A 26,393-nucleotide genomic window follows, 5' to 3' on the forward strand; every position below is an offset into this window, starting at 1 on the left:
AAGACCCGAATGAATCGCTTGCGGATACTCCTCGCCTGCCTGATTGGCATGGTGGCCGGCGTGCCCTGGTTGGCCCACGCACAACTGATCATCAGCGACACGTTGACGGGAGCCTCGTCCTCCTATGACTGGACCGCACTCAACGGCGCGTGCCTGACGGCAGGGAACGACACGGGCAGCATCCCGGCGTGCATTGGGAAGCGGTTGACCTATTACACCGACAAGAATTCGCTGCTCGTGGGTGGGACCACTGGCCGTCTGCCTGACGCCGTGGGCTCCGGCGCGCTTCGCTTGACCAATGGCGACACGCAGAACGGTGGATCGAATGGCGACAACCAGACTGGCGCCGTGGTGTCGAACAATCCTTTCTACACCAACCAGGGGCTGCAGGTGACGTTCACCACCGTCACCTATGGTGGCGATGGAAACAACGGTACCGGTGCCGACGGCATCAGTTTCTTTCTGGCGGACTATGCGCAGGGGCCTTCGGTCGGCGGCCTGGGTGGCAGCCTGGGGTACAGCTGCTCGAATGTGAACGACCGGTACGAAGGCGTCGTGGGCGGATACCTTGGCATCGGCATCGACGAGTACGGCAACTTCTCGAACCCGGGCGATAACACGGCCACCGGTCCCGGCTTCAAGGCCGGCCGCATCAGCGTGCGAGGCGCTGGCAACATCAACTGGGCCGCGCTGAACGCGCTCGACCCGGTTCACTATCCGTCGTCGCTCTCGCCGACTCAGCAGACCGCCGCAGTCAAGGCCACTTGCAAGAGCGGCAAGGTGATGGACTACAGCATCACGACCACGACGACCTGCAAGAACAGCAAGTGCACCACGACCACCACGGGACCGACCGGCAACGCCACCGCAACCTCGTTGTTGGACTACCCCCTGCTTCTCAATGGCACCGCCTACAGCGACCTGCCTTCGGGCGTTTCGATCTCCAACCAGCAAGGTGTGAACATGCCGTTGCGTGGCAACGCCACGCCTATCACCTACGGGTTGCAGATCACCCAGGATGGCCTGCTGAGCCTGTCGTACAGCGTCAATGGCGGCGCGGCGCAGACGGTGATCAACAATCAGTCGATTACGGCAACGAATGGCCCGCTGCCGGACAGGTTCCGCTTCGGCTTCTCGGCCGGCACCGGCGGGTCGAGCAACGTGCATGAGATCACTTGCTTCAAAGCCGCGCCGGTCAACCAGTCGAGCAGCTCTGCCGGCACCAACGTGCAGCAGTCGGGGCGCGTCGAGGCCGGCACGCAGGTATACCTGTCCTACTTCCACTCGACCAACAGGTGGGGCGAACTGACGGCTCAGGATCTGGTGAGCGACCCCACCACCGGCATCGTCTCGATCAACCCGGTGGCCAACTGGGACGCCAGTTGTGTGCTGACAGGCGGCGCTTGCCAGGCCACGAACGGACGCAACACCGCACAGGCATCAGGCAGCCGCAGCATGCTGAGCTGGAACGGGACCGCGGGCATTCCGTTCCAGTGGAGCCAGCTCACCACCGCGCAAAAGACCGCACTCACCGTGGGCGACGCCAGCCAGACCGACATCCGCCTGCGCTACCTGCGCGGCGACAGGAGTAACGAGGTGGCCAACCCGGGTGGAACCTTGCGCACGCGAACCGGCGTGCTGGGCGACATCGTCGATTCGAGTCCTACCTGGGTCGGCGGGCCGTCGCTACCGTACAAGGGACCATGGATAGATGCGCTGCATCCGACCAGCAAGGCGCCCGAAGTGACAGGCAGCTATGCCGCCTTCGCTGGAACCACTGGCGCCACGGCGCAGGGCGGTCGCCAGAACGTGGTCTACATCGGCGCCAACGACGGCTTTCTGCATGGCTTTCGCAGCGGCACCTATGACGCGAGCGGCGCGTTCGTCAACACGACGAACGACGGCACCGAAGTACTGGCGTACATCCCTGCGGCGCTCCTGAATATCATCCACTCCACCACGCCCGCGCTGGATTTCAGTTCGACGCAGTATTCGCACAACCTCTATGCCGACGCCACGCCGGCTACAGGCGACCTGTATTACAACGGCGCTTGGCACACGTGGCTGGTGAGCGGCGTCGGCCCCGGAGGCAATGCAACCGGCCCGATCGGCGACAAGACCAGTGTCGCGAACGGAGTTATCTACGCGCTGGACATCACCGACCCGACGCAGTTCTCCGAAGCGAACGCCAGTTCGCTGGTGCGCGGCGAATGGACCTCGGGAACGGGGACGAGCGCCATCACCTGCATCGGAAACACCAACTGCGGCAACAACCTGGGCAGTACCTACGGCACACCCATCATCCGTCGCCTGCACAACGGGCAATGGGCGGCGCTGTTCGGTAACGGCTTGAACAGCAGCACCGGTACGGCAGGGCTGTTCATCATGCTGGTCGATCCCGCCACGGGAGCCATCACCTTCCGCTTCATCGACACCGGAGCCGGCCCGACCATGAGCGGGACGACCATCACCGCCCGCAACGGCATGGCCTACGTAGCCTCGGCCGATCTGGACGGTGACCACGTCACTGACTACGTCTATGGCGGCGATGCATTGGGCAACCTCTGGCGTTTCGACCTGACCGACGTCGATCCGGCCAAGTGGGCCGTGTCTGCCAAGCCCATTTTCAAGACCGCCGCCGGTCAACCGATCACGACCCGCGTGACGGTTTCCTCGGTGCAGGGCATTGGCCCTGCCGGTCAATCGGGCGTGGTTCTGAGCTTCGGTACCGGTCAGCAGTTTCCGCAGACGCAGATCAATGGCACTACCTATGCGTCGGCTGCGCAGGCCCTGTACGGCGTGTGGGACTGGGACATGAGCAAATGGAACGCCATCGGCGGTGCGTCGGCCCAGTACGCCTCGCTCGTTGCACCGCAGGCAGTCGACACCACCACCTTGCGCGCGCAGAGCATCACGGCGACTGCACCCGGCAGCGGCACGATCTCCGGCTATCGCACGCTTAGCGCCAACAAGGTCTGCTGGAAGGGTTCGAGCAGCTGCAGCGGCGGTGCCAGCGCCAACACGCAGTTCGGATGGACGCTGCCGCTGCCAAGCACCGGCAACGAACAGGTGATCTACAACCCGACCACGGCGTATGGCATGTTCCTCGTCAACACGACCATCCCTGCGGTATCGCAGGCATTGACCTGCAACACGCAGCCGGCGGCGGGCTACACGATGGCAGTGTCGCTCGATACCGGCGGCGCGCCCAACGCGTCGTTCTTCGGTGACCAGAATGGCAACTTCGTGGCCTACAACGGCGGCATTGTGAGTGGCATTGGCCTCAGCGCGACCGGCACGCCATCCATCGTCACTGCGAACAAGTGGCCTTACCTGGTGCAGCAGACCACCGGTGGCACGGGTGTCGTTACCAAGATCAACCCCGCGGCCAACGGCAAAGGTGGCCGCTTGACGTGGATCAAACTGCGCTGACCCTCATGAAGACGCTTCAACGCCCCATGGACAACCGGCGCAACGGCGCGGGCTTCACCCTGATCGAGATGATGATCGTGGTGGCCGTCGTGGCCATCCTCGCCGCCATTGCCTATCCGGCGTACCTGAGCCATGTGCAGAAGGCGCGCCGCACCGATGCCAAGACGGCGTTGCTGGACCTGGCAACGCGGCAGGAGCGCTTCTTCAGCATCAACAACACCTATGCCGGCACGGCCGCGCAATTGGGGTACCCCGGCACCTTTCCGATCGACGTACAAACCAGCGGCACGGTCTTCTATCAACTCTCGGTCACGGCCTCCACGCCAGCGGCGTTGGCCACGGGCTTCGCCGCGACTGCCACGCCGGTGAACCTGCAGGCCAACGACACGCTGTGTGGCACCTACTCCATCGACCAGCTCGGCACCCAGGGCAGCACCGGAACCCTGGGCCCGACCGGCTGCTGGTAGCGGCCTGCTCGCGATGCGGGGCGGTGCGTTCGATCAGTGCTTGTGACCCCCATGCGTCGCAGCACCGGCAGGCTGCGCCGACGCATTCAACGCCCGCACCGGTGCCTTCACCTCGATCGATTCACGCTTGCCGTCCTTGTCCTCGAACACCAGCGTGAGCGGCACGGTGTCGCCTTCTTTCACTTGCTGCTTGAGGTCGAGCAGCATCACGTGGTAGCCGCCGGGCTTGAGTTCAACCGTCTTGCCGGCGGGCAGGTCGAGGGCCGGAATCTGCCGCATGCGCATCACGTTGTCCTGCATCGCCATCTCGTGGACTTCGACGACCGGCGTGACGGGCGAGCTGGCCGAGACCAGCTTCGTGTCTTTTGCGGCGCTGAGCTGCATGAAGGCGCCGGTGGCCTTCTGCTGCGGCACGGTGGCGCGGACCCAGGCCTCCTTGACGGTGACTTGCGCATGCGCGGTGGCCACGAGGAACGAGGCGGCCGAGAGGGCGAGGATGCGTGCAATGGGTGTCATGAAAAATCTCCTTGAATGTGTATGCGTGTCGGGGTTGTTGAAGCTCAGGCGGATGTCTTGAGGATCTGCCGCAGGTCTTGCGCGCACTCTTCGGCGCTCTGTTCGTGGCGAAGCACCAGCCGGATCTTTCCCTTCGGATCGAACACGTAGCTGAAGGCCGAGTGGTCCATCGTGTAGGAGGAGCCGGTGGGCACTTTCTTGTAGAAGACCTTGAAGTCCTTCGCGGTCTCGCTGGTCTTCTGCAGGTCGCCATAGAGGCCGATGAAGCTCGGGTCGAAGGCCTGCGTGTAGGCCTTGAGCACCACGGGCGAATCGCGTTCCGGATCGACGGTGACGAAGATCACCTGCAGGCGCTCGCCATCGGTGCCCAGCAGCCTGCGGATTTCCGCGGCGCGCACCAGTGCGGTGGGGCAGACGTCGGGGCACTGCGTGAAGCCGAAGAAGATCATCACGGCCTTGCCCTTGTAGTCGGCCAGTGTGCGCTCGCGGCCATCGGGGTCGGTCAGGCGAAAGTCCTGCGCGTAGTTGGCGCCGGTGATGTCGACGCCGTTGAAGCTGGTGGGCAGCGCCTTGTCGCAGCCCACGAGCAACAGCGCCGCGAGGTTGCCGCCGGCCAGCAACAGGGCGCGGCGGTGCAAGGGCGCACGCGCCGATGGCGATGCCGCACGCGATGCGGGCGGCGGATGGTTGGTCTGGTTCATGAAAAAACTCTCTCTGTCTCTCCGATGCCCTGTGCGGGCATTGGCTCATTGCGGGACGCGGCGCGACGCGACATCTGCCGAAGTGGCAGTCGTGTGCTACGTGCGGGCGTGCGAAAGAAGAGTCAGGAGAGCGCGGGAGGCCCGCGCGCCGGCATCGGTGCGGCGGTGGCCTTGGCGACGTGCGCGGACGGCATCGGCCGGCCCGCATGCGCCAGCGGCACGAGCACGGGGAGAGACAGCGCCGGCGGCACGGCGGGCGGTGCGCCCGACAGCACGCACAGCGGGCAGTCCATGTGGCCGGCGCCCAGCTCCTGCACACCGTCGTCGGTGTGCACGATCGCCTTGACCGAACCGGCACTTGCACAGACGAGTTCCACGGTCTGCGGATGCACGACCGGCGAAGCCACGGCCACGCCGATGGAGAGCACAAACCACAGCAGCACCCAGCGGACAAGGCCCACGCCCGGACGACGCATGCCCGTGCGTGCAACGGGCTTGAATCGTGGGAAGAGGGCGGAGGAGGGCATCGGCGCGAATTATCGGCCACCAAGCGGCTGGCGCACCACCGATGCGATGACTGCTACTTCTTGCAGTCGAGCGTGAAGCCGGCTCCGGCCACGCTCGCCGCAAATCTCACTGCGGCGAGGCTGCAATAAGCCCCAATGCTTTCGCATCCAGCACCGTCATGGCGTTGTACTCAAGGCCAAGCACACCAGAGGCCGCCAGCGCCTTGAGTTCCTTGTTCACCGCTTGCCGATTGGCCTGCAGCATCATCGCGAGGCTCGCTTGCGACACCTGCAGGCGCACGACGTCTTCGCCATTCGCATGCGTTCCGTGAAGCGCAGCGAGCCGCTGCACAGTGGACGCCACGCGTTGCTGCAGCGAGCCCGCGACCTGGCCGTGCACCGTGTGGGTGTAAGACACGTGCTGGCGTTCGGACATCAGCAGCGCTTCTTTCCACAGCATCGGTTCGCTGTCGAGAATCTCCAGCAGCAGGGCCATGGGCATGTGGATCGCGACGACATCGGTGGTCGCGACGAAGTCGTAGTGCCCATGGTTGAGCGTGGGCAATGCCTCTTCGAGCACTGGCTTGAGGTATGAGAAATCACCCGGCCCCCAAAGCAGCAGGGAGAAGCGATCGCCCTCGGGCGACACGCGGCCGATCGATATGTGGCCCGAGATGAAGAGCACGTATTCGGAAACGCCGCTCAGTTCGGTCCAAACCACAGACCCGCGCGGATGCCGGCCCACGCGCGACGAAAGCAGGAGCCGCGTCATGGCCGTGAAAGACCAGGGCATGAAGGCCTGTTTGACACGCAATTCTCTTTCCATGAACGCGTTGTCCGCCAGCGAGTTCTTGCCCCAGCTCACGCGGGCAACCGCATTGGGTGCGTGCGATGCCAGGGCAGGACGGGCAATGTTCTGCAATGCAACCGGATCGAGGATTGCGACGGCGTTGTACTTCAGCTTGATCACGCCGGAGGCCGCCAGGGCCGCCAGTTCCTTGTGCGCGGATTGACGGCTGACGCGCAGCATGGAGGCCATGTCGTGCTGGGCGAGTCGCAGGTGAACAGCGCCGTCTTCGCTGCCGCGGGTGCCGTAGTACTCGGCCAGCTTTTCAATGGTCTCGGCCACCCGCCGTGAGAGTTTGCCGGCCATCTGGCTGGTCGTCAGTTGGCCCTGCTCCACGTCTTGCGATATGAGCATGTGGCCTATGTCGGCCCATCGCGCGGGCTCGCTGTCGAGCAGCGCAAAGAGTTGATGGCCGGGGATGTGGATGGCCACGGCGTCGTCGCTGGCGATGTATTCGAAGGGGCGTTCTTCGAGTTCGAGCATGTGCGCAAAGCCAAGAAGAACGCCCGGGCCGAGAAGCGTCCAGGTCAAACCGGCGTTGCTGTCGGAGGGCCTTGTATGCAGCACGCTCCCACTCACGAGCGTGAGCATTTCAGGCTCCGTGGCCTCGTCGGACAGCAGCTTTCCCCGTGTGTGCCATTGCAGCCTGGAGAACGCCAAAAGCCGGCTCATGGCCACGGACGGCCATGCGGCAAAGGCTGGCATTTCGCGCAGCGTGCGCTCCATCAGTTCCTTGTCGCTCAGGCGGGGCTCGGTATCGGTCATTGATTTCTTTCTGATCGCCAGGAAGGCGTGCGGGCGGCGCATTTTTTCCTGGCTTGCGACCTCTTGAACCCCGGCAAAAAACCGTTCTCCGATTTTTCGCAACTGAAAAGGCGTGCTGGAATTTTTCTGTGAGGCGGGCGGTATTTCAACTCACGAATAAATCACAAGTACTGCTTTCTGATGCCTGTCCACGAATGCAGTTCCAAAAATCGTTCACGTTTGAAGAGACTCGATCTTTGTGAAAGTCGTTTTATAGACATTCGCAAAAAACTTTTCAAGCGCCCAAATTTAGATTTGCCCGCTTCGATCGCTTCCACGGCTCCCGTGGTTTTCATCAGCAGGTCGAGTGGTTGAAGCAGGCCTTGGTCTCGCATCCGTTGCGGGCACTCCCTCCGAAACAGAGCCATGCATGCGCTTTCTTGAGCGCCTGCGCGGCCAAACGGCTGGCTCCGTTTGCGCTCTTGGCAATCACTCTTCTTGATGACTGCGATCGATGCAGCCGCGGCGCATGCCGTTTGTCTTTTGGATTGATTTTCGATTTTTATGAACAAGACTTTTCAAACGGTATGGAACGACGCGCTCGGCGCATGGGTCGCCGCTTCCGAGGTAGCCGCGGTACGAGGAAAACGCAACAGCTCGTGCGTTGCCGCCCGACCCGATGGCGGAACTCACCGGGAACGGCGCGGGCGCCCAACGCTCGTCTTCACTGCCGTGGCGGCGGCTGTGTTTGTGTTCGCATTCTCTGCATCACCCGACGCAAATGCAGCGGCAGTGAACATCCCGGCGGACATTTGCGTTGGCGGCGCGAATAGCGTTGTGTATAGAACCAATCCCGGCACCACCTTGAATGCAAATCCAACTTCTGGACTGGCGCCCACTGCCAACAACGCAGTTGGAACATATGGTTGGGTCTCGGGCTGCATGGCGAGCGGGGGCGGCTTGGGTTATACGGTGTTGGGGTCCTTTGCCAATGGGGGCGGTTTCATTGGTGTGACTGCGATTGGCAACCAAGCGAATGCTGCCGCCAACTTTGCCACTGCGGTGGGCACGGAGTCGACCGCCATCGGCGTGGCGAGTTCGGCATTCGGCACGGGGAGCATCGCGTCCGGCAGTAGCTCCGTCTCCATAGGGGGCGGGGGCGCTTCAACGCTCAGCGCGGCAAATTCAACCACTGCATCCGGGAACGGCGCCATTGCAATCGGCGTCAACGACACCAAAGGAGCACAAGCTGCGGCGGCCGATGGCATCGCCATTGGCGGCCAGTCTTCCGTGGCTGCGGCGGCCACCTCCGGCGTAGCCATCGGCCGCGGCGCAGTCTCGAGCACTGCGCGCAGCGTGGCGCTGGGTGATGGGGCTTCTACCGCAGCAGCAATCAACGTCTCCAGCGCCACGGTAGGAGGCATTACCTACGGCGGTTTCGCAGGCGCCGCACCTGTAGGCGTTGTCAGCATGGGCACGGCAGGTGCCGAGCGTCAAGTCACCAATGTGGCTGCGGGCCGAGTGGCGGTCGATTCGACCGATGTGATCAATGGCAGCCAGCTTTTTTCCACGCTGAGTACGACGACTAGCAGCATCGGCCGTCTGTCGACCTCGACGTCTACCGGGCTAAGCACCACGAACAGCAATATGAGTAGCCTGTCGACGTCGACGTCGACGTCGACCGGTCTGAGCACTGCCACGAGCAGCATCAGCAGCCTGTCGACCTCGGCCTCTACTGGGATCAGCAGCCTGTCGACCTCAACGTCGACGGGCTTGAGCACGACGAACAGCAGCGTTGCCAGCCTGTCGAGTTCGACATCTATCGGTCTGAGCACCACCAACAGCACCATCAGCAGTCTTTCGACGGGCTTGAGCACGTCGGCGAGCGGCATCGGCAGCCTGTCCACGGGTTTGAGCACGACGAACAGCAGCTTGACGAACCTTTCGACCTCGACGTCTACTGGGTTGAGTACCGCGACCAGCAGCCTCTCAAGCTTGTCGGCTTCGACATCGACGGGCCTGAGTACTGCGACCAGTGGCATTGGCAGCCTTTCGACTGGCCTGAGCACAACCAATAGCGTCGTTGCCAGCTTGTCGGCCTCGACATCCACCGGGATCGGCAGCTTGTCGACGTCAACCTCGACGGGGTTGAGCACGGCGACCAGCAGTGTTGCCAGCCTGTCGACGTCGACTTCAACTGGCCTGAGCACTGCGACGAGCGGCATCGGCAGCCTTTCCACCGGGCTGAGCACGACCAACAGCAACGTCGCCAGTTTGTCGGCGTCGACCTCAACCGGTCTGAGCACCGCGACGAGCAGCATCAGCAGTTTGTCGACCTCCGCTTCCACAGGGATCAGCAGCCTGTCGACGTCGACGTCCACTGGCCTGAGCACGACGAGCAGCAGCGTCGCCAGTTTGTCGGCGTCGACCTCGACTGGTCTGAGCACGGCCACGAGCAGCATCGGTAGCTTGTCGACAGGCCTGAGCACGACGAATAGCAATGTCGCCAGCTTGTCGACATCGACCTCGACCGGTCTGAGCACTGCAGCCAGCAGTATCAGCAGTCTGTCGAGCTCGGCCTCTACCGGGATCAGCAGCCTGTCGACTTCGACATCTACTGGCCTGAGCACGACGAACAGCAATGTCGCCAGCTTGTCGACGTCGGCCTCGACGGGTCTGAGTACCGCAGCCAGCAGCATCAGCAGTCTGTCGACCTCCGCCTCCACCGGGATCAACAGCTTGTCGACAGGCCTGAGTACGGCGAACAGCAGCATCGGTAGCTTGTCGACCGGACTTGCCAACGCGGTGCAGTACGACGACGCAACCCACAAGCAAGTGACCTTGGGCGGTGTCGGCGCGAAAGAGCCGGTGGTCCTCACCAATGTGGCTGCAGGCGTGAATCCGACCGATGCGGTGAACTTCAGTCAGCTGACCTCGCTGTCGACCACGGTCTCCAGTGGGATCGCGAGCCTGTCCACTGGGCTGAGCACGACGAACAGCAACGTGGGAAGTCTGTCGACTTCGACCTCGACGGGGCTGAGCACCGCGACGAGCAGCATCGAAAGCCTGTCGACCTCGACCTCCACCGGGATCAGCAGTCTGTCGACTTCAACGTCGACGGGATTGAGCACGGCGACGAGCAGCATCCAAAGCCTGTCGACCTCGGCTTCTACTGGGATCAGTAGCCTATCGACATCAACGTCGACAGGTTTGAGTACCGCGACCAGCAGCATCGGAAGTTTGTCGACTTCGACTTCCACGGGGATCAGCAGCTTGTCCACGTCAACCTCGACCGGCCTGAGCACGGCGACGAGCAACATCGAGAGCCTGTCGACCTCGACGTCTACCGGGATTAGCAGCTTGTCGACTTCAACGTCAACTGGCTTGAGCACGGCAGCGAGCAGCATCCAAAGCCTATCGACCTCGACTTCCACGGGGATCAGCAGCCTGTCGACTTCAACTTCGACGGGGCTGAGTACGGCAACGAGCGGTATTCAAAGCCTGTCGACCTCGGCCTCCACGGGGATCAGTAGTCTGTCGACGTCAACCTCGACCGGCCTCAGCACGGCGACGAGCAGCATTCAAAGCTTGTCGACTTCGGCCTCCACTGGGATCAGCAGTTTGTCGACCTCGACGTCGACGGGTTTGAGCACGGCAACGAGCGGTATCCAAAGCCTGTCGACTTCGACGTCTACCGGACTAAGCACTGCTACAAGCAGCATCGAAAGCCTTTCGACTTCGACCTCGACCGGGATCAGCAGTCTTTCAACCTCAACGTCGACGGGTTTGAGCACGGCGACCAGCGGCATCAGCAGTTTGTCGACGTCGACGTCCACTGGCCTGAGTACCACGAACAGCAATCTGGGCAGCCTGTCGGCGTCGACCTCGACGGGCCTGAGCACTGCGACCAGCAGCATCGGAAGCCTGTCGACTTCGACCTCGACCGGGATCAGCAGTCTTTCGACCTCAACATCGACGGGTTTGAGCACGGCGACGAGCAGCATCGAAAGCCTATCGACTTCAACCTCGACGGGTCTGAGCACGGCAACGAGCGGTATTCAAAGCCTGTCGACCTCGGCTTCGACTGGGATTGGCAGTCTGTCAACGTCAACATCCACTGGCTTGAGCACGGCGGCGAGCAGCATCGAAAGCTTGTCGACTTCGACCTCCACTGGAATCAGCAGCCTGTCGACGTCAACGTCGACGGGATTGAGCACGGCAACGAGCAGTATTCAAAGCCTGTCGACATCGACCTCCACGGGGATCAGCAGCCTGTCGACTTCGACCTCGACGGGTTTGAGCACCGCGACAAGCAGCATCCAAAGCCTGTCAACTTCAACGTCCACCGGGATCAGCAGTCTGTCGACGTCAACGTCGACGGGCCTGAGCACGGCGGCGAGCAGCATCGAAAGCCTGTCGACATCGACCTCCACGGGGATCAGCAGCCTGTCGACTTCGACCTCGACGGGTTTGAGCACCGCGACAAGCAGCATCCAAAGCCTGTCAACTTCAACGTCCACCGGGATCAGCAGTCTGTCGACGTCAACGTCGACGGGCCTGAGCACGGCGGCGAGCAGCATCGAAAGCCTATCGACCTCGACTTCCACTGGGATCAGTAGTCTGTCGACGTCAACTTCGACGGGTCTGAGCACGGCGACGAGCAGCATCGGCAGCCTGTCCACCGGCCTGAGCACGGCCACCAGCAACGTCAGCAGCCTGAGCACGGCGGTCAACGACATCAACACCAAGGGCGCGAAGTACTTCCACGCCAGCTCGACAGCCGATGATTCCGTGGCCAGCGGTCAGCATTCGGTGGCGATCGGTCCGCAATCGGTGGCCAGCGGCGACCACTCCTTTGCTGCCGGCGACGGCGCGAAGGCCACGGCCAACGGCGCGGTGGCGATCGGTTTCGGTGCACAGGCCACAGGGGTCAACGCTATCGCGATCGGCACGGGTGCTCTTGCCGCCGGCTCGCAGGCCATTGGCGAAAACTCCCGCGCCGGTGACGGTGGTGTGGCGCTGGGCAACAACGCCGATGCCGGCGGTACGGCGCTGAGCCAGGCGCAGAACGTGTCCAGGGGCACGGCCATCGGCTTCGGTGCGGTGGTCCAGCAAAGCGGTGGCGTGGCGCTGGGCTCTGGCTCGGTGGCTTCCAGGGCTGCGGGCGTGGCCGGCTACGTGCCTGTTGGCGCCAACGCGCAGCAGGAGGCTGCCATCAAGGCAACCACCAGCACGCAAGCCGCAGTGTCGGTGGGCGACGCCGCCAATGGCCAACTGCGCCAGATCACGGGTGTGGCAGCGGGTTCGGCCGACAGCGACGCGACCAACGTGGCGCAATTGAGGGCCGCATCGAGCGCATCGGCGGCCAGCAGCGTGCAGTACGCGACGAACCCGGATGGGTCGATCGACTACAGCCAGATCACGCTGGGCAATGGCCAGGCGCCGGGTGGTACGCGCATCGGCAATGTGGCACCGGGCATCCTGCCGACCGACGCGGTCAATGTCGGGCAGCTCAACCAGGTTCGCAGCCAGGTGGCCGATGTCGCGCGCATCGCCTATTCGGGCATTGCGATGGCCACGGCAATGAGCAGCCTGCCGCAGGCGATGACACCTGGAAAGAGCCTGGTCTCCATCGGGACCGGGAACTACGCGGGCTACGCAGCGGTTGCCTTCGGCTATTCGGCACGCTCCGAAGACGGGAAGTGGATCTACAAGGTCAACGGCGCCTATGCGGGCCAGAGGTTGAATATTGGCGTCGGAGTGGGCTATGAGTGGTGACGCACTGAGCGCCGAGTCGACGGCGAAACCGTAACCGCGTCTACGCAGCGAGCCTCATGTCGAGGCTCGCTGCGTTGAAGCGTGCCAATTCAAAACTCGTTCACATTTAAAGAGGGTTCCTCTCCAAAAAAAGTCGCTTTTTCGACATTTCAAAAAATGCTTTCGAGAGTGGAAAAGTACATTCATTTCCCATCGGTCAACAAAAAAAGCATTGCGTAAACCAACGCTCAAACAGTTGATCGACCTCTTGGGGAATGGAGAGATTTCTTTCCGAACCTTTGCCCGTTGCACGCCGCAACTCAAAGCGCGTGCACCTTTCTTGAAGTAAATGAAATGTTCCATCGCAATACCGGAGATGACTCGCGCGACACGTGGGTGAAGGCATCCGAAATTACCGTGACCCTGGAAAAACGGGACGGCGATGAAGGGGCCGGATTTGCCGCACGGCCCGATGCAGGCGTGAACCCCTCTGCGCCCCCGCCCCGCCTTGCGCCCAGGCCGCAGAGCTATGCGCAAGTTGGTGGAGCCGCTTCAGTGAATGCGCTGCATCAGTCTGCGCAGTCGCAGTACGCCAAACAAGAAGAGCCGTTTCTCATGGCACTGGTCGATGGCGATGCGGCCCGGCGCAATGGTTTGCGCCAGCGGCTCGATGCCTTGGGTCATGCCTCTCTGGCTTTCGATTCACCGAAAGACCTGCTCGCTGCGCTGCGAGCGGGCCGGCAGTTTGGCTGTGTGATGGTTGCATTGCAGGACGATGCACTTCTTTCGCAACTCGAAACCGTCTTGAACGTGTCTCGCGCTCCTTTGCTGCTTGTCTCGCTCGACGAAAACCTTGCAGCGCTCTCCGATATCGGCAGGTTGCTCCTGGGCTCCGGCAGCGTCGACGTGGTGCCGTTGTCTTGTGGCGACCGTGAAATGGAATGGCGCCTGCAATTGCTGATGCAGCGAAAACCGGCAGGCCAGATGACAGGCGATGAACTGACGTGGGGCCCCTATCGCTTTGAAACAAGAAGGCGGATTGCGTGGTTCAACGAGCGAAGGGTGTCGCTGAAACCGCTGGAATTCAAGCTCGCGGTGGAACTCTTCAAGCACATGAATTTCATGGTGACGCGGGAGAGGCTCTATGCGGTGTTGTGGGGTGACGCGCCCAATGCCCCGAAATCCAGAAAGCTCGACGTCTGTGTTTCCAATGTCCGCAGGAAACTCGAGCTGGGACCCGATGGCAGCTTTCTCTTGAGGTCGATCTACAGGCGCGGCTACGAACTCAATGCGCTTGCACCGCATGCACAGGGCAGTGCGCAAGCACGGCTTTGAATCGAGTCCGCTTTTCTGTGCGCGGAGGCGGAGCCCCGTTGACCATCTCGCCGCAACGTTCAAGCGCAGCGCGTTGCCGCACTTTGTTTGAAAAACTCTACGCGGCTGTCGTTCCTGCGATGCGCAGCCGCCAGGCCTCAGCCAGTTTCATGGGGGCATGCGACGGCAGACATAAGCAGGCGAGCGCATGGAAATTCATGAAGAGGTCAGGCCCGCAGCGCCACGCGGCAATGAAAAAGCCTTGCAAGTCGTTGACCTGCAAGGCTTTTTGATTCTTGGTGGCTCTTCACGGATTCGAACCGCGGACCTGTGGATTATGATTCCATCGCTCTAACCGACTGAGCTAAAGAGCCGTTCGGGGCAGTTTTGCACCGAGCCCAAAATTATAGCCCAGGCTGCGGGCATGGTTCAACTACCCGCAAAAAATCGGCCCAATCTTTCCGTCGCCCCCGTGCTTGCGGCATCTGGGCAGTGCAGAGGCAACACCGTGAACCGGCTGTGCGCCGCGCTATTTTTTGCTGGCATCAACCCCGATGCCTCCCGTCGCCCGTACAAGCTGAGGTGAAAATCCTTCGATGTCCGCGCTTCCCCGCGACTCTTCCGCCAAGAACGCTCCCGAGCGAGACGCCATGCCCGATGACCAGTTGATGCTGGCCTACGCGCACGGCGATGCCGCCGCGTTCGACGTGCTCTATGCGCGCCACGAGGGCGGGCTGTTCCGCTTCGTCAAGCGCTTGCTGGGTGCGCGGCTCGTGGCGCAAGCCGACGAGGTGTTCCAGGACACCTGGGTGCGGATCATCTCGGCGCGCGAGAGCTTTTCTCCGCAAGGGGCGACCTGGCGGACCTGGGCATTCACCATCGCCCACAACCTTGCGATGGACCGGCTGCGCGTGAGCGGGCGCGAAGTGGCGCTCGATGCGCACGCGGACGACGACAGCGACGCGCTGCCCACGCTCGACCGAGGCGTTCATGGCGCGGTCGATGCCGCCGCGCACCCTTCGGCCGAGGAACTGGCGTTCTGGCGCGCCGCCGGCCGTCGCTTGCTCACCTGCCTTGACGAACTGCCGGCCGAACAGCGCGCGGCCTTCTTGCTGCACCACGAAGACGGCCTGACCGTCGAAGCGCTGGCAACGAGCCTGGAGATCGGTTTCGAAACCGTGAAGAGTCGTCTTCGCTACGGCCTGCAGAAGCTGCGCGGCTGCATGGAGCGCTATTTGTCGGTGCTGGAGCAGCGCGCATGAGCGGCAACGGCACCACCACCACCGGCTTCAACGGCGACGACGATCTGCGCGACCCCGCGCTGCGCCGCGCGCTCGACCATGCGCCCGACAGCGAGGCGACGCCCGACCCTCGCACGCGCGACGCCATTCGGAAGATGGCTCACAACCTTGCCGCGGCGTCCGTGTCGACAGCCGCCTCTGCTGCCGCCAACAGCGCGAGCGCCGCGCCATGGTGGCGTCGCCTGCTCGGCGGTGGTGAGCCGCGTTCGCGCATGCCGTGGAATGCCGCTTTTGCGACGGTGCTCGTTGCCACTTTCGTGACCGTGCTGTGGCATCGCGAGCCGATTCCGGATGCGCAGCTCGACGGCGAAGCGCGGGTCACCGCAGGCACGCCGGCGCCTGCTCAGGCACCGATTCAACAACCACCTGCCGAAGCCGCGCCGCAACTCGATCAGGCCGCAACTGCGGCAGCGCCCGAACCGGCGCCACCTTCACTCGCCACGCAGCCAGCGGCGGCAGCACCGGCGGCGCCAGCACGCGATGAGGCGCAGCGCGACAACGCGCGCTTGAAAGAGGCGGCCAATGCCAATGCGGCGGATGTAGTCCGTGGGGCGGGCTCAGCGCAGTCGTACGCCAAGCAGGCCCCTCGCGCCGCATCCGAGAGTGACAAGAAGTCGGTCGAGGCCCCAGCAGTGGCCGCCGCGCCGATGCAAGCTGCACCTGCACCTGCACCTGCACCTGCACCTGTCGCGGCTGCGCCGTCTCCCTTGAGCGCTGCCGAGCAAGCGACTCCGATGCGCGACGAGCGGCTCGAAAGGGATGTCGACAGCGAGCGCCGCCGTGCGTACGGTGGCAGCTCCAGCAGCTCCAGCAGCTCCAGCAGCTCCAGCAGCTCCAGCAGCATCCGTCGCCCCACTGCCAACCTTCGAACTCCAAAGGAGCCCATTGCCATCGCCAGCGGCCGCGCCTCCGGCAATCACAGCGCGCAGGGAAACGCAGGACAGCAATGCATCGTCGGCCGGCGGCCGCGCAGATGCGGAAGCTTCCGGCGCGTTGCGCCAGGGTGCACAGCGCGCTGCATCCAAGATCGCAAAACCGTCGGGCAGCCCGTCCTTCGCGGCGCTCGACCAGTGGACTTCATTCGACTTCGCGCGTTCAGGTCCCGCTGTGCGTCACACGCGGGGTGACATCGAAGGACTGGCCGCGCTAGTGAACACCGTGGCCCGTTCGGCTGTGTCCCCCGACGAACCGTTGACTGCGCCAGTCGACTTACGATTGACGCTCCACCGAGGCGATGCGCTCATCGCCGTGCTGGAGATCGCCGGCGATCAAGTGCGCTGGACGCCGCAGCCCGGCGGCACCGCGACGGTCGGAACGCCGCCGGCCCAGGCGCTCGCCGCGTTGCGTTCCCTGCTGACGCGCTGACGGCCGAGAGCGGCCGCCGCGCATCGCAGCATCACATCGCGTTGCCGCCCGCGATCAGGCGTTCTTGAAATCCGGCTGGCGCTTGTTGAGGAAGGCGTCCATGCCTTCCTTCTGGTCGACCGTGGCGAACAGCGCGTGGAACAGCCGGCGCTCGAACATCACCCCGTCGCTCAGGCCGCTCTCGAAGGCGCGGTTGACCGATTCCTTGGCCGCCATCACCGCGATCTGCGAGTAGCCCGCGATGATCAGCGCGGCGCCGAGTGCTTCGTCGGCCAGCTTTTCAAAGGGCACCACGCGGCTCACGAGGCCCGCGCGCTCGGCTTCGGCGGCGTCCATCATGCGGGCGGTGAGCGCCATGTCCATCGCCTTGCTCTTGCCCACCGCGCGCGGCAGGCGCTGCGTGCCGCCGGCACCGGGGATCACGCCGATCTTGATTTCGGGCTGGCCGAACTTCGCGTTGTCGGCCGCGATGATGAAGTCGCACATCATCGCCAGCTCGCAGCCGCCGCCCAGTGCGAAGCCGCTCACCGCAGCGATCACCGGCTTGCGGATCGAGCGGATGGTTTCCCAGTTGCGCGTGATGTAGTCGCCCTTGTAGGTGTCGATGAAGCTGTACTTGGCCATCGCGGCGATGTCGGCGCCGGCAGCGAAGGCGCGCTCGCTGCCCGTGAGGATGATGCAGCCGATGGCATCGTCGGCGTCGAAGGCCTTGAGGGCCTGGCCCAGTTCGGTCATCAGCGCGTCGTTCAACGCATTGAGCGCCTTCGGGCGGTTGAGGGTGATGATGCCGACCTTGCCTGCTTCGGTCCGCACTTCGATGTTTTCGTAGCTCATGGTGTCTCCGGGGAAGGGGATAAAACGCGCTTCACTATACCCAGCATGGCCACGGACCGCAGGCTTTGCGCACAGGCCTTCCGTGCCGTCAAATTTGCGGGCGATGGACCGAGGCCGATGCAGGGACTCCGGCTGTACGGGTGGCATGGGGCGGCGAGTTTCCATAGAGTGGGCGTCAATGACCTCCAACTACGCCTACCTGTTCGTTGCCATCGTTGCCGAGGTGATTGCCACCAGCTTCCTCAAGGGCTCCGACGGCTTCACCAGACTTTGGCCCACCGCAGCGTCGGTGGTCGGCTATGTGATCGCCTTCTTCTTCCTGTCGCTGACCTTGCGGACCATTCCGACCGGCATCGCGTATGCGATCTGGTCGGGTGTCGGCATCGTGCTGATTTCGCTGGTCAGCTGGTTGTGGTTCGGGCAAAAGCTCGACGGGCCGGCGATCGCGGGCCTCGGGCTGATCATTGCGGGCGTGGTGGTGGTGAACGTTTTCTCGAAGTCCGTCGCCCACTGAGCGCCAGCAAAACGCGCTTCAGTTGAGAATTATTCTCAACTAGAATGCCCGCCATGGAGTTCCCGATGCAAGAACATGCCGTGTTGCTGCGGGCCTATGCCCGCGTGCAGGAGCGCTGCTCGCGCCTGCTGGTCGAGCAGGCCGCGCTCGTCGAAAGGCTCGAAGCGCAGATCGTGCGCCTGCGCGGCGCGCTGGTGGCCCGCGACTCGGCGATTGCCATCGTGCGTGAAGAGCTTGCGGCCCGCGCCGCCGCCGGTGGTCCGTTGCCGAAGCGGCTGCATGCGTTGCTGTCGCCGGGCAGCCGCCGCCATGTCATGCCGCCGGTGCAAGAGGTGCCCGCCGATCTTCGAGAGAAAGCCGTGCTCTGCATCGGCCGCGAAGAAGAAGCGCCGCTGCTCGCGCGGCAGCTGGTCGAGATCGCGGGTGGCCGCTATCTGCACCATGACGGCGGTGACGACGCCGACGACCCCGCGCTCGAAGCCGGCCTGCGTGCCGCCGACCTCGTGATCTGCCAGACCGGCTGCGTGAGCCACGGTGCCTACTGGCGCGTGCAGGACCATTGCCGCCGCACCGGCAAGCCGTGTGTGCTCGTGGGCGAGCCGCAGCCGATGATGTTCGTGCGAAGCCCGGCTGCGACGACAGAAGCCGCGAGCTGAGTTAGCTTCTTCATGGAGCACCGCAGATCCGGCGTCGCCGGACCGCGGGTATTGCCATCAGCGAGTGCGCGCAGCAACAGATGCGAAGTGCGCGAAGCCGCAGGAGTAAACCTAGCCGGCCAGCCAGCCCGTCACCTTCGCCGCATCGTGCGAGAACAGCCGCCAGGTGGTCACGCCAGTCGGCAACACCAGCGGCAGCCTGATCAGCTTGCGATCGCGCGCGACGATGGCCGTGCACTTCGTCGCATCGCCCAGGTACAGCGCCAGGTCGTCGAGCTTGGTGATGCGCCAGGCCTGCGCCGCGCGCTGCTGGCCCTTCTTGCCAGAGGCAGGCAGCTCGATGCCGATCCATTCGTCATTCGCGGAAAAGCCCGCCTTCTCGGCCGCCCCGCCGCGCAGCACCACTTTTACCTGCACGCTGCCATTGGCTTCGGCCACGCGCAGGCCGAGCGCCTGTGCCTGTTGCGAAGGGTCTTCCAGCGTGGCCACGCCGTGCGCGCGCAGCAGTTGCGCCAGTGGCAACTCTTCGGTCGAGTGCACCCAGCGGGCGAGTTCCGCCGCATACGAACGGCCGCTCACGGCCTCGAGCGCCGCGGCCACATCTGCTTCGCTGATCGGCCCGCCGCCGCTGTGCGTCCACAGGTGGCGCATCACGTCATCGAGCGTGCCCTTGCCTTCGTGGCGCAGCGTGAGGTCGAAGCACAGCGCCACCAGCGCGCCCTTGGTGTAGTAGCTCACCGTGCTGTTGGGCGTCTGCTCGTCCTGGCGGTAGTACTTGACCCAGGCATCGAAGCTCGCATCGGCCACCGGCTGCACGAGGCGGCCCGGCGTCTGCATGACCTGGTTGATGGTCTTGTTCAGCAGGCGCAGGTAGGCCGCATCGTCGATGCGGCCGGCGCGGCGCAGCAGCAGGTCGTCGTAGTAGCTGGTGAAGCCCTCGAAGAACCACAGCAGTTGCGTGTAGTTCTCGCGGCTGTAGTTGTAGTGCGCGAACTCCGCCGGCCGCATCCGCTTGACGTTCCAGGTGTGGAAGTACTCGTGGCTGATGAGGCCCTGCAGCGTGGTGTAGCCCTCGGGCTGCTTCTTCTTTTCGCCGCGCTGCGGCAGGTCGCGGCGGTTGCAGATCAGCGCCGTGGAATGGCGATGCTCCAGCCCGCCGTAGCCGTCATCGACCGCGTTGAGCATGAAGACATAGCGGTCGATCGGCGGCTTCGGCCCGCCGCGCTTGCCGACCTTGTCGCCATGCCAGAAGCGCATCTCGGCCTCGCAGATGGCCTTGGTGTCGGCGATCAGCCGCTCGCCGTCGAACGATGCCGCGGCACCCGCGATCACGAAGCGGTGCGGCACGCCGCAGGCTTCGAATTCGGCGCTCCAGAAGGCACCCATCTCGACCGGGCTGTCGGCCAGCTCGTCATAGCCCGAGGCCTGATAGCTGCCGAAGCCGTGCTTGTCGATCTTCGAGGGGACGAGGGCGGTGGCGCACGACCAGCGCGCGCCTTCTTCTTTTTCGGACAGTGCTGGTGCAACGATGTCGATCGCATGCGGCGCATCGGTCTGGCCTTCGACCCGCAGGCACACGCTCGTGCCGTTGAAGAAGCCGCGCTCGGCATCGAGCCATGCGGTGCGCACCGAGTTGTCGTATGCGCAGACCTGGTACTGCAGCATCAGCGGCTGGTCTGGCGTGCATTCGACCAGCCAGCTGCACTTGTCGAGCTGCGTCAGCACCGTCTTGCGGCGGCCCTGCGTGGCGCGCAGGCCCTGCAGGTTCTTGGCGAACTCGCGCACCAGGTAGCTGCCCGGAATCCACACCGGCAGCGTCAGGCGTTGCTGCGCGGCAGGTGCGTCGATGGTCAGCGTGACGGCAAAAAGATGCGCATGCGGGTCCGCGCATTCGACGCGGTAGCGCACGCCCGCCACGGGCGCGAGGTGTTGTCGGGCATGGGCGGTGCGCCGCGCGTGGGTCTTCGTCGCCATCAGCTGGACGACGCGGCGAGTTGCTTCTCGACCTGCTCCGCGGGAATGGCACCCGGCGTGCGCGTGCCGTCGCTGAAGATCAGCGTGGGCGTGCCGGTGATGTTGTACTTGCGGCCGAACTCGACGTTGCGTTGCAGTGCCGTCACGTCGCAGCTGCTGGGCGCGGTGGCGGGCTTGGCGCTGGTTTCCATCCAGTCGCCCCAGGCCTTGCCCTTGTCCTTGCTGCACCAGATGTCACGCGACTTGACGGTCGAATCGGGTCCGAGCACCGGGTAGAGGAACAGGTAGACGGTGACGTTGTCGACCGTCTTCATGTCTTTCTCGAAGCGCTTGCAGTAGCCGCAGTTCGGGTCTTCGAACACCGCAAGCTTGCGCTTGCCGTTGCCGCGCACGATCTTGATCGAGTCCTTCAGCGGCAGCTGGTCGAAGGCAACCGCGGTGAGCTTGTCCACGCGCTCTTCGGTCAGGTTCCTGCGGGTCTTCACGTCGATCAGGTTGCCCTGCAGCAGGTAGTTGCCCTGCTCGTCGGTGTAGAAGATCTGCGAGCCGTTCACGCGCACCTCGTAGAGGCCCGGCAGCGGCGACTTCGAGACTTCGTCGATGGCCGGGAACTGCGGAATGCGCGCGGGCAGGTTCTTGCGGATCTCGGCTTCGCCGGCGGTGGCGGTCACGACCGCGCCCAGTGTGCAGGCGGCAAGAAGAAGGTTGCGTACGAGTGTCATCGGGAGATCCGTTGAAGGGTTGGGCGTCATGCCTTCAGGCCCATGGCCTGGGTGGCGATCCAGTGCTTGATGAGGCGCGTGCGGTCGAAACCGCGCATGCCCCAGTTGCGCAATGCAGGGAGTGGACCCACGTTGTGCGAGAAAAGTTGCTGCAACCCGTCGGTCGCAAGGCTCATCTGCAGCACGTCGGCGCGGCGGGCGCGTTCGTAGCGGCGCAGCAGGCGGGCATCGCCCACGCTGCGCCAGTAGTCGCGGTTGCGGATCACGTCGGCCAGTTCGGCCGCATCGGCCAGGCCGAGGTTCAGGCCCTGGCCCGCGAGCGGGTGCACCGTGTGCGCAGCATCGCCCGCAAGCGCCCACGACCGCGTCGGTTGCCCCGGCATCGCGCCGGTCCAGCGGTCGGCGATCGCGCGTTGCAGCGGCCAGGCCGCGCGCTCACTCGTGAGCCGCAGCGCGCCGAGGGCGCCATGGCTGGCCTCGCTCACGGCGGTGTTGAATTCGTCATTGCCTTGCGCCAACAGGGCGGGCGCGCGCAACTGGTCGACCGACCACACCAGCGCGAGCGACTTGCCGTGCGTGCCGCCGAGCGGCAGCAGCGCGAGCACTTCGCCCTTGTCGTTGAACCACTGGCGGGCGATGCCGTCATGCGATTGATCGGCGTCGAGGCGGGCCGCCACCGCATGTTGCGGATAGCGCGTGACCTCGTAGCTCACACCGAGCGCCGCGCGGGTGGCGCTGGCCTTGCCTTCGCACACGACCGTCAGCGGCGCGGGCACGGGCTCGGCCACGACCTCGATCAGCGGCTGGAAGCGCACCGCGTCGGCCAGTTGCTGTTCGAGCGCGGGCACGTCGACGATCCAGGCGAGCGCATCGACCTTCTGGCGCGCGGCGCTGAACTGCACGCGGCCGCCCTCGTCGCCATGCACCAGCATCTCGCGCACCGGCGTGGCATGGGCCGCATCGGGCCAGGCGCGCAGCGATTCGAGCAGCGTGCGCGAGGCAGCGTTGAGCGCATAGGCGCGGATGTCTTCCTTGCCCTGCGCGGCCGGCGGCACCACCAGTGCGACGCGCACACGCTCGCGCGCGAGCAGCAGGGCCAGCGTGCGGCCGACGATGCCGGCGCCGCGAATGCAAACTTCTGGGGGGAGGGCCATTTCTCAATTGTAAGAACATGGCCGCCCCAGGCTTTACGCACTTCGTGTCGCTTCGCCACTCCCTTCGAGGGGGTAATGCCAGCGGCCCGGCAAAGCCGGTCCCGCGGTATCCGCCCGTGGGGCTGGCCACGGAGGTTTCAGGGCCGATGCGGGACAATCGCAGCCGATTTCCAAGGAACCCCCACCGTGTCCCAGCCCGCTTTCGACCTCGAAGCCACCATTGCGCGCCTGTTCATCTACCCGGTCAAGTCCTGCGCCGGCGTCGAGCTGCCCGAAATGCTGTTGACCGAGACCGGCCTCGAATTCGACCGCGCCTGGATGGTGGTCGACGCCCAGGGCGAGTTCGTCACGCAACGCCAGTTGCCGCGCATGGCGCTGATCCGGCCGCAGATGAAGCACATGGAAGTGGTGCTGCGCGCACCCGGCATGCTGGCGCTGCACCTGGCCTTCGACCGCGTCGAAAAGCCGGTGCGCGTGCGCGTATGGAACGACGACGTGGCGGCCTACGACATGGGCGACATCGCCGCCCAGTGGTTCAGCGACTTTCTCTCCGAGCCGGGCAAGCCGCAGACCCTGCGCCTCGTGCGCTTCGACCCGGAGCAAAAGCGCCTGTCGAGCATGAAGTGGACCGATGGCGTCGAGGCGCAGAACCAGTTCGCCGACGGTTATCCGGTGCTGGTGGCCAGCGAAGGCTCGCTGGCCGAGCTGAACGAGCGGCTCGCGGCGCAAGGCCATGGCGCCGTGGGCATCGAGCGCTTTCGGCCCAACATCGTGCTGGCCGGCATCGAGTCGCATGACGAAGACCGGGTCGACGCGCTGCACGTCACCACCGGCGAAGGCGAGGCCGAGCTGCGCCCCGTCAAGCCCTGCACGCGCTGCCCGATCCCCGACATCGACCCGGCCACGGCCCTGAGCAGCCCCGAGGTCGGCGACACGTTGCGCACCTACCGCGCGGATGCGCGTGTCGATGGCGGCATCACCTTCGGCATGAACTGCATCGTCATCCAGGGCGTGGAACACATGCTCAAGGTGGGGCAGGCCGTGGGCGCGAACTACCGGTTCGAATAAATAAGGAGGAAGGCGCCCGCCGCGCGCCCCGGCCTCAGAAACTCACGCCGGCGACCAGGATGATGTTGGCGTAGGGCGTGCATTCGCCCGTGCGCACCATCGCGCGCGCCTTGGCCGTGCGGCGCTTGAACTCTTCATGCGACACGGTCTGCGGCGCGATGCCGAGCGACTGCGGGTACCAGTCCGGCAGCTTTTTCGCATCGCCCAGCGCCTCGTCCGCGACCACGATGCCTTCCACCTGCATCTCGGACAGCACGGCCTTCAGCACGTCGGTGACCAGCGGCACGCCGCGCATGAGCGCAAGGTCGATGCGCCGTGGCCCATCGGGGATCGGCAGACCCGCGTCGCCGATCACGAGCATGTCGCCATGGCCCATGGCGGCGATCACCTGGGAGAGTTCGGCGTGCAGCAGCGGGGAGCGTTTCACAGCATGATCCAGTCGGGTGGCATGGGGCTGCGCAGCACGGCGTCGCGCTGCGGAATGGAGGGTTGGGCACCGGGCTGCTGGATGCACAGCGCGGCGGCGCGGATGCCCAGGCGCACGGCCTCGTCGAAGGACTGGCCCTCGCCCAGCGCCACGGCCAGCGCGCCCAGGAAGGTGTCGCCGGCGGCGGTGGTGTCGACCGCCTGCACCTTCGGCGCGGGATGGTGGCGCGCGCCGTCGGCATCGACCGCCACGGCGCCGCGCGCACCGAGCGTGACGACCACGCGCGCGATGCCCTTGGCGCGCAGCGCCTGGCCGGCGACGGCTGCTTCCTGCGGGCTGTCGGCCGACTGGCCGCACAGCGTCTGGGCCTCGATCTCGTTCACCACCAGCGTGTCGATCTGCGGCCACAGCGGCTCGGCGATGGCCTGCACCGGCGACGGGTTGAGCAGCACCTTGCAGCCCGCGCCATGTGCCACGGCGATGGCGCGCGCCGTCTGATCCATCGGCGTCTCGAACTGCATCACGAGGAAGGCCGCGCCCTGCACCTGCCGGCGAAGCGCGGCCTCGTCGATCTCGACCTTCGCGTTGGCGCCGGGAATCATCACGATGCGGTTCTGCCCGCTGTCCTCGACCAGGATCAGCGCCGTGCCGGTGGGCTCACCAGCCACGGTGCGCAGCGCGGCGGTGTCGATGCCGTCACGCTCGAGCGCATCGCGCAGCGCGGCACCGTGCGCGTCGTCGCCGACGCAGCCGATCATTTGCACCTGCCCGCCTTCGCGCGCGCAGCTCACGGCCTGGTTGGCGCCCTTGCCGCCGGGGATGTTGGCGATCGAATGGCCCAGCAGGGTTTCACCCGCGGCCGGTGCGTGCGGCACGCGCAGCACCAGGTCCATGTTGAGGCTGCCCAGCACCACGATGCGTGGTGGCTGGCTGCCCGTGGTGGCGTTGCTGCTGCGGCTGGAAGAAGACTGCGGACTCACGGGGTGCGGGACTTTCGGGTTTCCGTTGAAGGCGTGGCGGCCGAGGGCGCCGCAGAAGAAGCAGGTGCGGCCGCTTCGCGAAAACTGGCGTGCCGTGCCGTCGAGGCACGCACGCGCAGCTCGGGCTGCAGCACCACCTTGCGCGCATCGCGGCGCTTGCCGCCCACGCGCTCCAGCAGCATGTCGACCGCCAGCGCGCCGATGCGCTCCTTGGGCTGTGCCACGGTGGTCAGCGGCGGGCTGGTGTAGGCCGACAGTTCGATGTCGTCGAAGCCGACGATGGAAAGTTCGTCGGGCACGTGCACGCCGCTTTCATGCGCAGCGCGCAGCGCGCCGATGGCCATCAGGTCGTTGCAGACGAACACGGCCGACGGCTTTTCTTCGGTGCGCAGAATGGCGTGCATGGCCTCGTAGCCGCCCTGGCTGGTGAAGCCGCCGCGCCACAGCAACGCGTCGGCGTTCGCGATATCGGGTGTCGCGCCGGTTTCGGCCAGCGCCATGCGCCAGCCTTCGATGCGTTGTTCGCTCGGCATCACGCCCACCGGTCCGCCGATGCAGGCGATGCGCTTGTGGCCCAGCGACAGCAGGTGCCGCACAGCGAGCAGGCCGCCCTGCATGTGCGCGGTTTCCACCAGGTCGCAGGCCGGGTCGGCGATCTCGCGGTCGACCAGCACGGTCGGCACGCGCAGGCCGTGCAGTTGCTTGGCCAGCGAGTCGCTGTGGTCGGTGCCGGCACCGGTCGACACCACGATCAGCCCGTCGATGCGGCGCTCGGCCAGCACCTGCAGGTACACGCTCTGGCGATGCGGCTCGTCGTCGGTGTTGCACAGCACCAGCGTATAGCCGGCGCCGAAGCAGCGGTCTTCCACGATGCGCACGATCTCGGCGAAGTAGGGGTTGGAGCTGTTCGGAATCAGCATGCCCAGCGTCGACGTGGTGTTGCTCTTCAGGCTGCGCGCCATCGCGTTGGGCACGTAGCCCAGCTCGCGGATGGCAAGCTCCACGCGCTCGCGCACCTTGGCGCTCACGTGGCGCGTGTCGTTGACCACGTGCGACACGGTGGTGACGGAAACGTCCGCCTTGAGTGCGACGTCCTTGATGGTGGCCATGGTGC

The 26,393-nt window shown here is 64.8% G+C and carries 22 protein-coding genes and 1 tRNA gene; 10 read left to right on the forward strand and 13 right to left on the reverse strand.

Features of this window, described 5'->3' with window-relative positions; translation table 11 throughout:
* The first annotated feature begins 9 nt into the window (after window positions 1-9).
* Both BLQ28_RS28300 and BLQ28_RS28305 read left to right on the forward strand, forming a co-directional pair.
* The gene (locus BLQ28_RS28300; RefSeq protein WP_093246655.1) at window positions 10-3,432 is read left to right on the forward strand and encodes a pilus assembly protein; all 3,423 of its coding nucleotides are present in this window, start codon (window positions 10-12) and stop codon (window positions 3,430-3,432) included.
* A 5-nt stretch (window positions 3,433-3,437) separates the two neighbouring features.
* Window positions 3,438-3,899: a type IV pilin protein gene (locus BLQ28_RS28305; RefSeq protein ID WP_305367556.1), complete on the forward strand. Its 462-nt coding sequence runs from the start codon at window positions 3,438-3,440 to the stop codon at window positions 3,897-3,899.
* A 33-nt stretch (window positions 3,900-3,932) separates the two neighbouring features.
* Here the strand turns inward: BLQ28_RS28305 and BLQ28_RS28310 are convergent, their stop codons facing one another.
* The 4 genes from BLQ28_RS28310 to BLQ28_RS28325 form a co-directional block, all read right to left on the reverse strand.
* Entirely contained in the window at window positions 3,933-4,415 is a 483-nt protein-coding gene (locus tag BLQ28_RS28310) for a copper chaperone PCu(A)C (RefSeq protein WP_093246657.1), read from the reverse strand.
* A gap of 44 nt (window positions 4,416-4,459) precedes the next feature.
* Window positions 4,460-5,116 (reverse strand): SCO family protein, encoded by a 657-nt coding sequence (locus BLQ28_RS28315; protein WP_093246658.1) that lies wholly within the window; start codon window positions 5,114-5,116, stop codon window positions 4,460-4,462.
* 122 nt (window positions 5,117-5,238) lie between these two features.
* The gene (locus BLQ28_RS28320) at window positions 5,239-5,592 is read right to left on the reverse strand and encodes a DUF2946 family protein (protein ID WP_093246659.1); all 354 of its coding nucleotides are present in this window, start codon (window positions 5,590-5,592) and stop codon (window positions 5,239-5,241) included.
* Window positions 5,593-5,749: 157 nt separating this feature from the next.
* On the reverse strand, window positions 5,750-7,234 hold the full coding sequence (locus tag BLQ28_RS28325; protein WP_176801249.1) for a Crp/Fnr family transcriptional regulator: 1,485 nt from the start codon (window positions 7,232-7,234) through the stop codon (window positions 5,750-5,752).
* A 543-nt stretch (window positions 7,235-7,777) separates the two neighbouring features.
* On the opposite strand from BLQ28_RS28325, the gene BLQ28_RS28330 reads away from it, so the two are divergent.
* On the forward strand, window positions 7,778-12,991 hold the full coding sequence (locus BLQ28_RS28330; protein ID WP_093246790.1) for a YadA-like family protein: 5,214 nt from the start codon (window positions 7,778-7,780) through the stop codon (window positions 12,989-12,991).
* 333 nt (window positions 12,992-13,324) lie between these two features.
* The gene (locus tag BLQ28_RS28335; RefSeq protein ID WP_093246661.1) at window positions 13,325-14,305 is read left to right on the forward strand and encodes a winged helix-turn-helix transcriptional regulator; all 981 of its coding nucleotides are present in this window, start codon (window positions 13,325-13,327) and stop codon (window positions 14,303-14,305) included.
* Window positions 14,306-14,402: 97 nt separating this feature from the next.
* Here the strand turns inward: BLQ28_RS28335 and BLQ28_RS33105 are convergent, their stop codons facing one another.
* Window positions 14,403-14,567: a hypothetical protein gene (locus BLQ28_RS33105; RefSeq protein WP_176801250.1), complete on the reverse strand. Its 165-nt coding sequence runs from the start codon at window positions 14,565-14,567 to the stop codon at window positions 14,403-14,405.
* A gap of 14 nt (window positions 14,568-14,581) precedes the next feature.
* Window positions 14,582-14,658, reverse strand: a tRNA-Met gene (locus tag BLQ28_RS28340).
* Between the two features lie 222 nt (window positions 14,659-14,880).
* On the opposite strand from BLQ28_RS28340, the gene BLQ28_RS28345 reads away from it, so the two are divergent.
* From BLQ28_RS28345 to BLQ28_RS33405, 3 genes are all read left to right on the forward strand, one after another.
* The gene (locus BLQ28_RS28345) at window positions 14,881-15,546 is read left to right on the forward strand and encodes a sigma-70 family RNA polymerase sigma factor (protein ID WP_093246662.1); all 666 of its coding nucleotides are present in this window, start codon (window positions 14,881-14,883) and stop codon (window positions 15,544-15,546) included.
* Complete coding sequence (locus tag BLQ28_RS33110; RefSeq protein WP_256327492.1) at window positions 15,543-16,712, forward strand: hypothetical protein; 1,170 nt, start codon at window positions 15,543-15,545, stop codon at window positions 16,710-16,712. The genes BLQ28_RS28345 and BLQ28_RS33110 overlap by 4 nt, the downstream gene beginning before the upstream one ends.
* Before the next feature lie 88 nt (window positions 16,713-16,800).
* Window positions 16,801-16,950, forward strand: coding sequence for a hypothetical protein (locus BLQ28_RS33405; RefSeq protein WP_256327493.1), 150 nt, complete (start codon window positions 16,801-16,803; stop codon window positions 16,948-16,950).
* Between the two features lie 54 nt (window positions 16,951-17,004).
* Here the strand turns inward: BLQ28_RS33405 and BLQ28_RS28355 are convergent, their stop codons facing one another.
* Window positions 17,005-17,784 carry an enoyl-CoA hydratase gene (locus tag BLQ28_RS28355; RefSeq protein ID WP_093246663.1) on the reverse strand — a complete coding sequence of 260 codons (780 nt, stop codon included), beginning with the start codon at window positions 17,782-17,784 and terminating at the stop codon, window positions 17,005-17,007.
* Window positions 17,785-17,962: 178 nt separating this feature from the next.
* Here BLQ28_RS28355 and BLQ28_RS28360 point away from each other — a divergent pair, with 178 nt between their 5' ends.
* Window positions 17,963-18,298: an SMR family transporter gene (locus BLQ28_RS28360; RefSeq protein ID WP_093246664.1), complete on the forward strand. Its 336-nt coding sequence runs from the start codon at window positions 17,963-17,965 to the stop codon at window positions 18,296-18,298.
* 65 nt (window positions 18,299-18,363) lie between these two features.
* Window positions 18,364-18,954, forward strand: coding sequence for a DUF2325 domain-containing protein (locus BLQ28_RS28365; protein WP_093246791.1), 591 nt, complete (start codon window positions 18,364-18,366; stop codon window positions 18,952-18,954).
* A 111-nt stretch (window positions 18,955-19,065) separates the two neighbouring features.
* On the opposite strand, the gene BLQ28_RS28370 is transcribed toward BLQ28_RS28365, so the two are convergent.
* The 3 genes from BLQ28_RS28370 to BLQ28_RS28380 are packed head-to-tail and all read right to left on the reverse strand — an operon-like array spanning window position 19,066 to window position 22,804.
* Window positions 19,066-20,928 (reverse strand): M61 family metallopeptidase, encoded by a 1,863-nt coding sequence (locus tag BLQ28_RS28370; protein ID WP_093246665.1) that lies wholly within the window; start codon window positions 20,926-20,928, stop codon window positions 19,066-19,068.
* Window positions 20,928-21,650: a DsbC family protein gene (locus BLQ28_RS28375; RefSeq protein WP_093246666.1), complete on the reverse strand. Its 723-nt coding sequence runs from the start codon at window positions 21,648-21,650 to the stop codon at window positions 20,928-20,930. The genes BLQ28_RS28370 and BLQ28_RS28375 overlap by 1 nt, the downstream gene beginning before the upstream one ends.
* A 26-nt stretch (window positions 21,651-21,676) precedes the next feature.
* Window positions 21,677-22,804, reverse strand: coding sequence for an FAD-dependent monooxygenase (locus tag BLQ28_RS28380; protein WP_093246667.1), 1,128 nt, complete (start codon window positions 22,802-22,804; stop codon window positions 21,677-21,679).
* A 186-nt stretch (window positions 22,805-22,990) separates the two neighbouring features.
* On the opposite strand from BLQ28_RS28380, the gene BLQ28_RS28385 reads away from it, so the two are divergent.
* Window positions 22,991-23,872, forward strand: coding sequence for an MOSC domain-containing protein (locus tag BLQ28_RS28385; RefSeq protein WP_093246668.1), 882 nt, complete (start codon window positions 22,991-22,993; stop codon window positions 23,870-23,872).
* A gap of 34 nt (window positions 23,873-23,906) precedes the next feature.
* Here the strand turns inward: BLQ28_RS28385 and rbsD are convergent, their stop codons facing one another.
* Genes rbsD through BLQ28_RS28400 form a run of 3 tightly spaced genes read right to left on the reverse strand, consistent with a single transcriptional unit; the run spans window position 23,907 to window position 26,388 of the window.
* Window positions 23,907-24,299, reverse strand: a complete 393-nt coding sequence (gene rbsD / locus BLQ28_RS28390) for a D-ribose pyranase (RefSeq protein WP_093246669.1) — start codon at window positions 24,297-24,299, stop codon at window positions 23,907-23,909.
* Window positions 24,296-25,279, reverse strand: a complete 984-nt coding sequence (rbsK, locus tag BLQ28_RS28395; protein WP_256327494.1) for a ribokinase — start codon at window positions 25,277-25,279, stop codon at window positions 24,296-24,298. Before rbsK ends, rbsD begins: the two co-directional genes overlap by 4 nt.
* Window positions 25,276-26,388 (reverse strand): LacI family DNA-binding transcriptional regulator, encoded by a 1,113-nt coding sequence (locus tag BLQ28_RS28400; protein ID WP_093246670.1) that lies wholly within the window; start codon window positions 26,386-26,388, stop codon window positions 25,276-25,278. The genes rbsK and BLQ28_RS28400 overlap by 4 nt, the downstream gene beginning before the upstream one ends.
* Window positions 26,389-26,393 lie beyond the last annotated feature (5 nt).

Source organism: Variovorax sp. EL159, from assembly GCF_900100965.1.
GTDB lineage: Bacteria > Pseudomonadota > Gammaproteobacteria > Burkholderiales > Burkholderiaceae_C > Variovorax.